Source organism: Paraburkholderia sp. JPY419, from assembly GCF_050435705.1.
Taxonomy (GTDB): domain Bacteria; phylum Pseudomonadota; class Gammaproteobacteria; order Burkholderiales; family Burkholderiaceae; genus Paraburkholderia; species Paraburkholderia youngii.
In genome coordinates this window covers 3141712-3153952 of sequence record NZ_JBNDKV010000002.1, presented here as the reverse complement: position 1 = coordinate 3153952, position 12241 = coordinate 3141712, and the positions used below count along the sequence as shown (strand labels likewise).

11 protein-coding genes and 2 tRNA genes are annotated in these 12241 nt (G+C 60.9%); all 13 read right to left on the bottom strand.

Annotated features, from left to right (window positions below; translation table 11 throughout):
• Positions 1-102: 102 nt before the first annotated feature.
• Entirely contained in the window at positions 103-726 is a 624-nt protein-coding gene (locus QFZ91_RS20725; RefSeq protein WP_429568262.1) for a hypothetical protein, read from the bottom strand.
• Positions 727-892: 166 nt separating this feature from the next.
• Positions 893-969, bottom strand: a tRNA-Pro gene (locus tag QFZ91_RS20720).
• A 76-nt stretch (positions 970-1045) separates the two neighbouring features.
• On the bottom strand, positions 1046-1462 hold the full coding sequence (locus QFZ91_RS20715; protein WP_176108087.1) for a MerR family transcriptional regulator: 417 nt from the start codon (positions 1460-1462) through the stop codon (positions 1046-1048).
• Positions 1463-1505: 43 nt separating this feature from the next.
• The gene (locus QFZ91_RS20710) at positions 1506-1916 is read right to left on the bottom strand and encodes an integration host factor subunit alpha (RefSeq protein ID WP_176108086.1); all 411 of its coding nucleotides are present in this window, start codon (positions 1914-1916) and stop codon (positions 1506-1508) included.
• A gap of 69 nt (positions 1917-1985) precedes the next feature.
• Positions 1986-4421 carry a phenylalanine--tRNA ligase subunit beta gene (gene pheT / locus QFZ91_RS20705; protein WP_429568261.1) on the bottom strand — a complete coding sequence of 812 codons (2436 nt, stop codon included), beginning with the start codon at positions 4419-4421 and terminating at the stop codon, positions 1986-1988.
• 159 nt (positions 4422-4580) lie between these two features.
• Positions 4581-5594 (bottom strand): phenylalanine--tRNA ligase subunit alpha, encoded by a 1014-nt coding sequence (gene pheS, locus QFZ91_RS20700; RefSeq protein ID WP_429568260.1) that lies wholly within the window; start codon positions 5592-5594, stop codon positions 4581-4583.
• Positions 5595-5752: 158 nt separating this feature from the next.
• Positions 5753-6112: a 50S ribosomal protein L20 gene (gene rplT, locus QFZ91_RS20695; protein ID WP_006052502.1), complete on the bottom strand. Its 360-nt coding sequence runs from the start codon at positions 6110-6112 to the stop codon at positions 5753-5755.
• Positions 6113-6141: 29 nt separating this feature from the next.
• Complete coding sequence (rpmI, locus tag QFZ91_RS20690; RefSeq protein ID WP_006052501.1) at positions 6142-6339, bottom strand: 50S ribosomal protein L35; 198 nt, start codon at positions 6337-6339, stop codon at positions 6142-6144.
• Between the two features lie 258 nt (positions 6340-6597).
• The gene (gene infC / locus QFZ91_RS20685) at positions 6598-7122 is read right to left on the bottom strand and encodes a translation initiation factor IF-3 (protein WP_075643713.1); all 525 of its coding nucleotides are present in this window, start codon (positions 7120-7122) and stop codon (positions 6598-6600) included.
• Between the two features lie 48 nt (positions 7123-7170).
• On the bottom strand, positions 7171-9078 hold the full coding sequence (gene thrS / locus QFZ91_RS20680) for a threonine--tRNA ligase (RefSeq protein ID WP_429568259.1): 1908 nt from the start codon (positions 9076-9078) through the stop codon (positions 7171-7173).
• Positions 9079-9331: 253 nt separating this feature from the next.
• Positions 9332-9408 (bottom strand) — tRNA-Val (locus QFZ91_RS20675).
• Between the two features lie 105 nt (positions 9409-9513).
• Positions 9514-11757: a RelA/SpoT family protein gene (locus QFZ91_RS20670; RefSeq protein WP_429568258.1), complete on the bottom strand. Its 2244-nt coding sequence runs from the start codon at positions 11755-11757 to the stop codon at positions 9514-9516.
• Between the two features lie 69 nt (positions 11758-11826).
• A complete protein-coding gene (locus QFZ91_RS20665; RefSeq protein WP_176382165.1) occupies positions 11827-12180 on the bottom strand; it encodes a RidA family protein in 354 nt (117 codons plus the stop codon).
• Positions 12181-12241: the final 61 nt, after the last annotated feature.

Below are 12241 nucleotides of genomic sequence, written 5' to 3'. Positions count from 1 at the left end.
CAAGTGTTCCCCCCGCAGCGCGCGGGGCTTATGGGGAATCTATTTCGAGGTGCGTACGATTACAACGTAACCGAATGACGGAGAAAAAATGCGTCCGATCCGTCAGGACGCTTTGTCGCGCTTCGACAGAATATATTTGAGTCTTGCCGTGCCCTTCAGCGAAGCTATGTGCTCGCGCTCACGTTCCAACCGCACGGACCTGTAGTGACGGCGGTATGCCTTGTCGATCGCATCTTCTTTCAGGGCGAAGCGCGCGGACTCGGCGAGCGCTGCAAACGCCTCCTTCTGGCTCTTGCATTCGCCCCGCGCAAGCATGTCTTCGACTGCCCTTGCTATCTCAACATCGCGCTCGCGCCGTTTGGCTCGCTCGTCTTCCTTGTAGGTTGTTTGGACAAACGGGACCGGCACCGAGCCATCGTTGTTCTTGTCACCTAGCTGAAGGTAAGCGGCAACAATCGCGCTGGCCGCACTCTCCCCCTTGTACTCGAGAACAGCCCAACCGCCATCGATATCTAACCGCATGGGGTAGGCCTCAAGGAGAAGTTGGACAGCGAGGCGGAACGCCTCAGGATAGCGCTGGGGATTGCCACCCACCAATAACCAAGCCTCGGGCCCGCCGATCCCGGCCAGCGCCTCGTCAAGTTCAGCCGCGAGCGCCGTCCGCTCCATCTTGTTTTCTTCAATAGCGGTCTGGTACTCGTCCGTCACATCGTTGTGGATGCCCATCCTGCCTGCTCCGGTTTGCGAGGTAGCCGGTATTGTGCGGGAACTTTCCCACCAGCGCCTGAGGGCTCCCCCAAGTTCCATCACCCGGAGTGGCCCAAAAGTGGCCCTATTCCACGCAGGCAAGAAAAAAGGACTTACGGCATTCACCGTAAGTCCTTGATTTTCTTGGTCGGGGCGAGAGGATTTGAACCTCCGACCACCTGCACCCCATGCAGGTACGCTACCAGGCTGCGCTACGCCCCGAACAGAAGAAAAATTATAACAGACACTTCATTCGATTAGAACTGCCCGACACGCACAAAGCGAACGAGCCCATTAACTAGTGGCCCAGCAGATCGATTACGCTCTGCAGTTCCTCGCGCAACTTCTCGACATCGACAGCAACCGTTGCCGCCGATGCCTGGACCTGCCCCGCGGCTCCGGCGGCAGCTTCACCCTCTTCGATGACGGCATCCGGCCCACCGCTGCCATGCGAATCGAGCCGGTTGCGGGCGCCGTTGATCGTAAAACCCTGCTCGTACAGCAACTCTCGAATCCGCCTGATCAGCAGCACCTCGTGATGCTGATAATACCGACGATTGCCGCGCCGCTTGACCGGCCTCAACTGGGTGAACTCCTGCTCCCAGTAACGCAGCACGTGGGGCTTCACGCCGCAAAGTTCGCTGACCTCACCAATCGTGAAGTATCGCTTCGCCGGAATCGGAGGCAAGACGACTTTTTCGATCGTCGCTGTCATCGTCAGTTAGCCGTGATGGGTTGCCCGAAAGCGCGCCAGTCGATCAGCGCGCGAAGCTCGCTTCGGCGCCGTTTTCGACGAGCGCCTTCAGCTTTTGACTTGCATGAAACGTCACCACGCGACGCGCGGCGATCGGAATCGCCTCGCCCGTCTTCGGATTTCTGCCGGGACGCTGCGGCTTGTCGCGCAACTGGAAGTTGCCGAAGCCCGACAGCTTCACGCTGTCGCCGCTCTCGAGCGCATCGCGGATCACCTCGAAGAACGCCTCGACCATGTCCTTCGCTTCCCGCTTGTTGAGCCCGACATTGTCGAACAGCAACTCGGCAAGTTCCGCCTTGGTGAGCGTCGGCGTTTCATTGGAAACGACGGCGGGTGATGTCGGAATTTCTCGAATCATGGCGCTGCGTTGCGCCGTAAGAAGGGCTTCGAAATCACTCGAGTTCATTTCATTCATATCTATCAAATGGCGCGCCAAGCGTAAAACAATGGATGCGGAAACAGCCGTGCAAATGTTAAATGCGGGTTATCCGCGCAACCGTGCGCCATATACTCGAGCCAGACGTTCCACCAGAGTTTGAATAGCCAGATCGACCGTTTCATCCTGAAGGGTTCCGCCAGTATCTTGCAAGGTCACCCGGAACGCAAGGCTTTTCTCGTGCGCGGCCAGACCACCGGAAGTGTTTGATTTTGGACGAAATTCGTCGAAAAGCGCAACCTTCTGGACAGCCTTGCAGGCCGGTTCGGACTGGGCCTTCTGGAGCTCGTCGAGCAGCGCCTGAACCTCGATTTTCTGATCGACGACCACCGCAATATCACGTCGTACCGGCGGGAATTTTGAAACTTCCGACGGAACCGGCAATACCCGTTGCATTAATGCGTCCGCTTCGATTTCAAACAGAATCGGCGCATGCGGCAAATCATATTTTTGCATCCAGCACGGATGCAATTCGCCAATCCAGCCCACTGCGCGACCATTCAATTCGATACGCGCGCTGCGTCCCGGATGCAGCGCCGGATGCTCGGCCTTTACGAACCGCGCGAGCGCCGGTGCGACCAGCGCTTCGATGTCGCCCTTCATGTCGAAGAAGTCGACGGCACGCGTCGGTGCGCCCCACTGCTCGTCGAGCGCGGGACCATAGGCGAGCGCGCCGATCATCTTCGGCTGCGCGAAACCTTCGACCGTCAACTCGCCGGCCTTGATCGACGGATCGTGCAGGAACACGCGGCCCGCTTCGAACACGCGCACGCGGTCCGCCGCGCGACGGTTCAGGTTCGTGCGCAGCACATGAATCAGGCTGCCGAACAGCGTCGTGCGCATCACCGACAGCTGGCTTGCGATCGGGTTAATCAGACGCACCGGGTTGCTATTGCCCGCGAAGTCCTGCTCCCACTCGGCGTCGACGAAGCTGAAGTTCACCGTTTCCGCGTAGTCGCGCGCGGCGAGTGCATGCCGGATCGCGTGGATCGAGCGTTGCGTCTCGTTGGTCGCGTGCATTTCGCTGGTCGCGACCGGCGGGCGCGCCGGAATCTTTTCGAAGCCGTAGATACGTGCGACTTCTTCGATCAGGTCCTCTTCGATTTCGATATCGAAGCGGTACGACGGCGGCATCACCGAGAACGTATCGCCGTCACGCTCGAACGACAGGCCGAGGCGCGTGAAGATCTGCCCGATTTCATCGGCGCCGATCGTGACGCCGATGATGCGGTTCGCGCGCGAAACGCGCATCTTCACGGGCGCGCGCTTTGGCACGTTGACGATCTGATCGTCGACCGGACCCGCTTCGCCGCCGCAGATGTCGAGGATCAACTGCGTGATGCGCTCGATATGATCGACGGTCGTTGCGTAATCCACGCCGCGCTCGAAGCGATGGCCTGCATCGGTCGAAAAGTTGTACTTGCGCGAGCGGCCACGAATGCTATCGGGCCACCAGAACGCGGCTTCGAGATAGATGTTGGTGGTGTCGAGCGTGACTGCCGTGCTGTCGCCGCCCATGATGCCCGCGAGGCTTTCGATATGCTGCTCGTCGGCGATCACGCCGACCGTTTCATCGAGCTCGACCGTGTTGCCGTTCAGCAGTTTCAGCGTTTCGCCCTTGCGGCCCCAGCGCACGTCCATGCCGCCGTGGATCTTGTCGAGATCGAACACGTGCGACGGACGCCCCAGCTCGAGCATCACATAGTTCGAGATGTCGACGAGCGCGGAGATGCTACGCTGGCCGGAGCGCTCGAGACGCTCGACCATCCATTGCGGCGACTTCGCGCGCGCATTGACGCCGCGGATCACGCGGCCCGAGAAACGGCCGCACAGATCGGGCGCCGAGATTTTCACGGGCAGCGTTTCATTCAGCTTCACCGGAGCCGGCTTGATGTCGAGCGAGCGCAGCGGCGCCCCGGTAATCGCCGACGTTTCGCGCGCGACGCCGAATACCGACAAACAGTCGGCCTTGTTCGGTGTCAGCTTGATTTCAAAAACGGTGTCGTCGAGGTTGAGGGTCTCGCGGATGTCCTGGCCGATCGGGGTATCTTCCGGCAGGATCATCAGACCACTGTGATTTTCGGAGAGCTTCAGCTCGCGCGCCGAACACAGCATGCCCTGGCTTTCGACGCCGCGCAGCTTCGACAGCTTGATCGGGAACGGTGCGCCGCCCTCCTCGGCCGGCGGCAGTTGCGCGCCGACCAGCGCGACCGGCACCTTGATGCCCGGCGCCACGTTCGGCGCGCCGCATACGATGTTCAGCGTCGCGCCGGTGCCGGCGTTGACCTGACACACGTTGAGCTTGTCCGCATCCGGGTGCTTGACGACTTCCAGCACCTGGCCGACGACGATCTTCGAGGTCGGCGGCGCGGCTGGCCGCAGGTCTTCGACTTCGAGACCCGCCATCGTCAACGCGTGCGACAGCTCGTCGGTGGTCAGTCGGGGATCGACAAAGGTTCTGAGCCAGGATTCCGGAAATTGCATGGTTCTGTGTACGTTCTGATCAGGTTAGGTCCACGTCCGGCAGGTGCTTCGTAAAGCCGGTGGTCTTGCGCCGGTTCAGCGAGCTCTGCCGGGGACGCTCGCGGCGCGCACCGGGTGCGCTACCGCGCTCTTTGCTTTGTAGCGCTCGCGCGCGCCGGTTCACGCGAATTGACGCAGGAAACGCAGGTCGTTTTCGAAGAACAGGCGCAGGTCCTGCACGCCGTAACGCAGCATCGTGAGACGCTCGAGGCCGCTGCCGAAAGCGAAGCCGATGTAGCGCTCCGGGTCCAGACCCATGTTACCGATCACGGTCGGATGCACTTGGCCGGAGCCCGAAATTTCGAGCCACTTGCCCGCGTTCTTGCCCGTTTCGAACTGCATGTCGATCTCGGCCGACGGTTCGGTGAACGGGAAATACGACGGACGGAAGCGCACGAGAATGTCGTCGCGCTCGAAGAATTTTTTCAGGAAGTCGGTATAGACACCCTTCAGGTCGGCGAAGCTGATGTTCTCGTCGATCCACAGGCCTTCGACCTGGTTGAACATCGGCGAATGCGTGGCGTCGCTATCCACGCGATACGTGCGGCCGGGCACGATCACCTTGATCGGCGGCGTGTTGGTACGCGCGTAGCGTACCTGCATCGGACTCGTATGCGTACGCAGCAGCAGCGGGCGACCGTCGGCGTCCTTGCCGTCGACGTAGAAGGTATCCTGCATCGAACGCGCCGGATGGTTTTCCGGGCTGTTCAGCGAAGTGAAGTTGTACCAGTCGGTTTCGATCTCGGGGCCGTCTGCCACGTCGAATCCGATCGTACGAAAAATTTGCTCGACGCGCTCCCAGGTGCGCATCACCGGGTGCAGGCTGCCAGCATTGGCGCCGCGGCCCGGCAGCGTGACGTCGATCGCCTCAGCGGCGAGGCGCTGATTCAGAAGCGCGTCGGCGAGCGACTGACGACGTGCCGTCAGCGCGGCTTCGACCTGTTGCTTGACGAGGTTGATCCGAGCGCCTTCTGTCTTGCGCGTTTCGGGATCGAGTTTGCCAAGGCCCTTCAACAGCTCGGTCAGCGCACCCGCCTTACCGAGAAAGCGCGCTTTCTCGTTCTCGAGGGTGGTGACGTCGGGGGCTTCTGCGAAGGCTTTTTGCGCGTCGGCGACAATCTGGTCCAGATCCATTGATCCCATCATTTCAACGTCAGTGTTCTATCGAAACAAAACTGGTTCTACCAACAAAAACGGGGCTCGGTGAGGAGCCCCGTTTTTGTTGCAGCGTCACCGAGACTACCGGATGTTCGCTGCAACGAACCACGCAGTTTTAATTGCCAGAAGCGCAATCAGGCTGCAACGGCGGCTTTCACCTGCTGAACGATCGCAGCAAAAGCAGCCTTGTCGAATACAGCCATGTCGGCCAGCACCTTGCGGTCCAGTTCGATCGACGCCTTCTTCAGGCCGTTGATGAACACGCTGTACGTCATGTCGTGCTGACGCACCGCCGCGTTGATACGCGTGATCCACAGTGCGCGGAACACACGCTTCTTGTTGCGGCGATCGCGGTAGGCGTACTGGCCTGCGCGCATGACCGCCTGCTTGGCGATGCGATAGACGTTATTGCGACGGCCGCGGTAACCCTTGGCCAGCTTGATGATCTTCTTGTGACGGGCCCGTGCGGTAACCCCACGTTTTACTCGAGGCATGTTTCGCTCCTATGAGTGTCGGTTAAGGGTTAAGCGAACGGCAGCATTGCGCGAACGGAGTTCAGATCGGAATCATGAACTGCCGTGGAGCCGCGCAGATGGCGTTTGTTCTTGGTGGTCTTCTTGGTAAGAATGTGACGCTTGAAGGCCTGACCGCGCTTAACGGTACCGCCCGGACGCACCACGAAGCGCTTTGCAGCGCTCTTCTTGGTCTTCATCTTCGGCATGACAACTCCATTATTAGATGGACATGGGTGTGCGGTCGGCCAGATGGCCATTTCCCGCCCTTCGAAACCCATTCCACTTGGTATGCAGACCGCCGATACCGCCAGCGGCCGCTTTTCGGGAACGACTGCGCGCTTGCATGCACGACGTTCCGAAATTTTCCAACACCGCGCCAGACACCCAGCACAGCATCAAACAACCTTGCGCTACCGGAGAGCGGGCCGCATGGCACGCCGCCGCTCCGGCCAAATACTTCGCGCTTACTTCTTTTTCTTGGGAGCGAGCACCATGATCATCTGGCGCCCTTCCATTTTCGGCATCTGCTCGACCTGACCGACCTCGTCGAGGTCGGTGCGCAGGCGTTCGAGCATGCGCATGCCGATTTCCTGGTGAGCCATTTCGCGGCCACGGAAACGCAACGTGATTTTCGTCTTGTCGCCGTCTTCGAGGAAGCGGACGAGGTTGCGCAGTTTGACGTTGTAATCGCCGTCGTCGGTACCCGGGCGGAATTTGACTTCCTTGACCTGAATGACCTTCTGCTTTAGCTTGGCCTCGTGTTGCTTCTTCGCTTCCTGGTACTTGAACTTGCCGTAGTCCATCAAGCGGCAAACCGGCGGAACCGCTTGCGGGGCGATTTCGACCAGATCCACGTCCTGCTGTTCCGACATGCGGAACGCATCAGCGAGCTTCACGATGCCGAGCGGTTCGTTCTCGACGCCGACCAGTCGCACCTCGGGTGCTGTAATTTCACCGTTGATGCGGTGCGCAGACTTATCAGTAGCGATGTTACGTTTCCTCTAAAAATTAAAAAAAACGAGCCGGGTACCGAGTGGTTAGTTGAACGACTGCACGTCCTGGCGCAGACGCTCAATGAAGGCGTCAACAGGCATCACACCCATATCGACACCACCACGGGCACGCACGGCTACCGTTTGCGCTTCACGCTCCTTGTCGCCGACCACCAGCAGGTACGGCACCTTTTCCAGCGTGTGCTCGCGTATTTTATAGCTAATCTTCTCGTTGCGCAAATCGGCCTCGACTCTAACCCCTTGTTTTTGCAACGATTGGGCTAGCGACTGCGCATATTCGGACTGACTTTCCGCGATATTCATCACGACGACCTGGATCGGCGCGAGCCAGGCGGGCATTGCACCAGCATGGTGCTCGATGAGAATCCCGAGGAAGCGTTCCATTGATCCGACGATTGCCCGGTGGAGCATGATAGGGCGACGACGACTATTGTCTTCGGCGACGTATTCGGCACCCAGACGCTCCGGCAGCACCATGTCGAGTTGCAGCGTACCGCACTGCCACGAGCGGCCGAGCGCGTCCTTGATGTGATACTCGACCTTCGGGCCGTAGAACGCACCCTCGCCGGGCAGTTCTTCCCACGTGACGCCGCAGGCCGTCAGCGCCTCGCGCAGCCCCTGCTCCGCGCGATCCCACGTTTCGTCGGTGCCGGCGCGCGCATCCGGACGCAGCGACAGCTTGATCTCAACGTTGTCGAAGCCGAAGTCGCGGTAGACGCTCATCGCCAGCGTGTTGAACGCGATCGATTCGCTGATGAACTGGTCTTCGGTACAAAAAATATGGGCGTCGTCCTGCACGAAGCCGCGCACGCGCATCAGTCCATGCAGCGCGCCCGACGATTCGTTGCGATGGCACGAACCGAACTCAGCGTAACGCAGCGGCAGATCGCGATACGAGCGCAGACCGTGGTTGAACACCTGCACGTGACCGGGGCAGTTCATCGGCTTGATCGCGTAGTCGCGCTTTTCCGATTCGGTCGTGAACATATTTTCACGATAGTTCTGCCAGTGTCCCGACGCTTCCCACAGCGAGCGGTCCATGATCAACGGCGTCTTGATTTCAAGGTAGCCGGCGTCATTCACGCGACGGCGCATGTACTGCTCGACCTGCTGCCACAGCGTCCAGCCGCGCGGATGCCAGAACACCATGCCCGGCGACTCGTCCTGCATGTGGAACAGGTCGAGCTGCTTGCCCAGCTTCCGATGATCGCGCTTCTCGGCCTCTTCGAGCATGTGCAGATACGCTTCCTGGTCTTCCTTCTTCGTCCAGGCCGTGCCGTAAATTCGCTGCAACTGCTCGTTCTTCGAGTCCCCGCGCCAGTAAGCTCCCGCGACTTTCATCAGCTTGAAGATCTTCAGCTTGCCGGTGGACGGCACGTGCGGGCCGCGGCACAGGTCCGTGAAGCCGCCATGCGAGTACAGCTTGATTTCGTCGCTGGCGGGAATCGATTCGATGATTTCGGCTTTGTACTTTTCGCCGATGCTCTTGAAGTACTCGACCGCTTCGTCGCGCGACACCACGCGACGCGACACCGGCTCGTCCTTCTTCGCGAGCTCCTGCATGCGCCTTTCGATTTTTTCGAGGTCTTCCGGCGTGAAAGGACGGTTGTACGAGAAGTCGTAATAGAAACCGTTGTCAATGACGGGGCCGATCGTAACCTGCGCTTCGGGGTACAGATCCTTCACCGCATACGCGAGCAGGTGTGCTGTCGAGTGGCGGATGATATCGAGTCCGTCTGCATCCTTCTCCGTGATGATGGCGAGCGCCACGTCGCGATCGATCAGCGCAGACGTATCGACCAACTCCCCGTCGATCTTCCCGCCGAGTGCGGCTTTCGCGAGGCCGGGGCCGATCGAGGCGGCCACTTCGGCGACGGTCACCGGATGCTCGTACTGTCGAACAGAACCGTCAGGCAAACGTATCGAAACCATTGCGTTCTCCGTGGTGCCGACCGGCGGCGGCACATACAACCAGGGTCAAAAAGACAAAAAAAATGCGGCCCCACTTTCGAGGGGCCGCATTCACATTTTACGCAAACATCACTGGCGAAAGAGGTCCTCGACTAGCGTCGCTCCGAAGTGGTTTCGGTCAACGTTCGCGGTGTCATAACCGTATTCGCCTTTTTGCGCTCAAAGCGCTTACTGCAGCGTGCGAAACCCCGGCGAGACCGGAATTCCATTTCGTTGGTAGGCTCGATTGGACTCGAACCAACGACCCCCACCATGTCAAGGTGGTGCTCTAACCAGCTGAGCTACGAGCCTGAAGAAACGAGAGTATATGGGGTACAGCCCAGCTTGGCAAGTACTTTTATGCAGCGACTTTAATTCGTCTCACCGTCGGCAGGCCCTTTTCCAATCGTCCGCGCCTCAGTTCTTGCGCGTCGCCCGCACCACGCCCGTGATTTCGCCCAGCAACGTGCACGCGCGCTGGATCTGCGCAGCGCTGGAAACCTCGACGGTAAATTGCATGAACGCGGCATTGCGGCGCGTTTGCGTCTTCACGCCGATCACGTTCATCTTTTCCCGCGCGAACACTTCGGAGATATCGCGCAGCAAGCCTTGTCGGTCCGTCGCCTCGATGCTGAGATCGACCGGGTAGACGGACTGGCCGCGACCGCTCATCACGTCCGCCGACCACGCGGTTTGCAGCACCCGCTCCGGCGCGCGCTCTGCCATCCGGCGGAACGTCGCGCAGTCGCTGCGATGCACCGACATGCCTTTGCCGCGCGTGACGAAGCCGCAGATGTCGTCGGGCGGCGCGGGCCGGCAGCAGCGCGCGAGCTGGGTGAGCAATGCATCGACGCCGACCACCAGCACCCCGGTAGACGCGCCGCGCGCGACGCTCGCGCCACTGCTGCGTTTCTCGAATTTTTCCGGCGCCTCGACCTCTGGCTCGGGCGGCGGCGCGTCCTGCAGCGCCTGCTCGACGAGCCGCAGGCTGAATTCCTCCTTGCCGACCACGGAGAACAGGTCGTCGGTGGTCTTGAAACCAAGCCGCGCGGCCAGTTGATCGAGATTGACCGAGGTCTTGCCTTCGCGCTGCAGGGTTTTTTCAACCATCGCGCGACCGTTCGCGATGTGCTCCTGCAACTCGACCGCGTTGAACCACGCGCGCACCTTCTGCCGCGCTCGCCCGCTTTGCAGATAGCCAAGCTGCGGATTGAGCCAGTCGCGCGACGGACCGCCCTCCTTCACCGCCACGATCTCGACCGTCTGGCCATTCTGCAATGCGGTGTTGAGCGGCACCATCACGCCGTCGACGCGCGCGCCGCGGCAACGATGCCCAAGCTCGCTGTGCAGGTGGTACGCGAAGTCGATCGGCGTCGCGCCGTGCGGCAACGGAATCACGCGCGCCTGCGGCGTCAGGACGTAGATGTGATCGTCGTCGAGCGTGGCCTGCCGCAACTGCTCCCATGGCTGCACCGCGCCCGCTTCGCCATGCTCGCCCTCGGACACCTCGTCCTTCCACGCGAGCAGCTGTCGCAGCCAGGCGATCTTCTCGTCGTATTTCTCGCTCGCGGTGAACGTGCCGCCATAGCCGCGCGCACCCGCTTCCTTGTAGCGCCAGTGCGCGGCCACGCCGTATTCGGCGAAGCGATGCATTTCCTGCGTGCGGATCTGCACTTCGAACGCGCGGCCGTCGTCGCCGATCACGACCGTGTGCAGCGACTTGTAGCCGTTCGGCTTCGGCCGGGAGATGTAATCGTCGAACTCCTTCGGCACCGGCTGCCACAGGTTGTGCACGATGCCGAGCACGGTGTAGCAGTCCTTGATGTCCGGCACGATCACGCGAAACGCGCGCACGTCGTACAGCTCCGCGAAGTCGAGCTGCTTGCCGCGCATCTTGCGCCAGATGCTGTAGATATGCTTCGGCCGACCACTCACTTCGGCGCGGATGTGCGCGCCGGCCAGCTCCTGCTGCAGGCGTTCGATCGCCTGTGCGACATAGCTCTCACGCTCGACGCGCTTCTCGTCGAGCAGCTTCGCGATGCGCTTGTAGGTTTCCGGCTCCTCGAAACGGAACGCGAGATCCTCGAGCTCCCACTTCAATTGCCAGATGCCGAGGCGGTTCGCGAGCGGTGCGTAGATATCGAGGGTTTCGCGCGCGACGTCGGGCGACGGCGTGATCTTCGCGGCCGCGTAGTAACGCAGCGATTGCAGCCGCGACGCGAGGCGGATCAGCACGACGCGAATGTCCTGCGCGAACGCGAGCAGCATCTTGCGCAGCGCCTCGACCTGCGCGCGGCGCGCAGCCTGCGCGTCACGCCCGGCCTCGGGCATCGCGTTTTGCGCCGCACGCAAACTGACCGTGCCGAGCCGCAGCAGCTTGCGCACGTCGCCGACCAGTTGCGCGACTTCTTCGCCGAAGTTGTCGGCGATCACGCGCTCCGGATCGTGCAGATGCGGTGTCAGCGCGAACAGCGCCGCGGCCAGCACCGCCGGCGGATCGACGTTGAGCTTGCGCATGATCGACGCGGTGCCCGCCGCGTGATCCGCGAGCAATTCGCCCGACGACAGCCGCACCTCGCCCGCATGTTCGCGCACGAACGCCATCGCTTCGTCGAAGGAACGATGGGGATGAGGCGCGTTCGGAACGGTTTCGGTATTCATGGTGCGACGGCCCGCCGGGCCAGACGATTCAACGGAAAATCAACAACGGTGCGGCCTCTCAACCGCAAATCAGCTGCGCTGCGCCGCGATCACGACGATTTCGACGAGGCACTTCGGATTCGCGAGCTTTGTTTCGACGGTCGCGCGCGGCGGCGTGTCACCCTGCGCGACCCACTCGTCCCACACGGCGTTCATGCCGGCGAAATGCGCCATGTCCGAGATATAGATCTGCACCGACAGCAGCAGCGACTTGTCGCTGTTCGCTTCAGCGAGCAGACGGTCGATGTGGCCGAGCACTTCGCGCGTCTGGCCGGTGATGTCCTGATCGTCGTCCTCGGCGATCTGACCCGCGAGGTACACGGTGCCGTTGTGCACGGCCATTTCCGAGAGACGCTTGCCGACGTGATAACGAATGACTGCCATGAAATGTCCTGAGCTGAGGGGTTGATCTAACTAGCATGCCGAACGACACTGCTAATAAGAG

Coding starts and splice junctions, on each gene's coding strand:
- rpmI (WP_006052501.1), bottom strand. CDS start 6,339: ATGCCGAAGATGAAGACCAAGAAGAGCGCTGCAAAGCGCTTCGTGGTG.
- QFZ91_RS20665 (WP_176382165.1), bottom strand. CDS start 12,180: ATGGCAGTCATTCGTTATCACGTCGGCAAGCGTCTCTCGGAAATGGCC.
- pheS (WP_429568260.1), bottom strand. CDS start 5,594: ATGGATCTGGACCAGATTGTCGCCGACGCGCAAAAAGCCTTCGCAGAA.
- thrS (WP_429568259.1), bottom strand. CDS start 9,078: ATGGTTTCGATACGTTTGCCTGACGGTTCTGTTCGACAGTACGAGCAT.
- rplT (WP_006052502.1), bottom strand. CDS start 6,112: ATGCCTCGAGTAAAACGTGGGGTTACCGCACGGGCCCGTCACAAGAAG.
- QFZ91_RS20715 (WP_176108087.1), bottom strand. CDS start 1,462: ATGACAGCGACGATCGAAAAAGTCGTCTTGCCTCCGATTCCGGCGAAG.
- pheT (WP_429568261.1), bottom strand. CDS start 4,421: ATGCAATTTCCGGAATCCTGGCTCAGAACCTTTGTCGATCCCCGACTG.
- QFZ91_RS20725 (WP_429568262.1), bottom strand. CDS start 726: ATGGGCATCCACAACGATGTGACGGACGAGTACCAGACCGCTATTGAA.
- QFZ91_RS20670 (WP_429568258.1), bottom strand. CDS start 11,757: ATGAATACCGAAACCGTTCCGAACGCGCCTCATCCCCATCGTTCCTTC.
- QFZ91_RS20710 (WP_176108086.1), bottom strand. CDS start 1,916: ATGAATGAAATGAACTCGAGTGATTTCGAAGCCCTTCTTACGGCGCAA.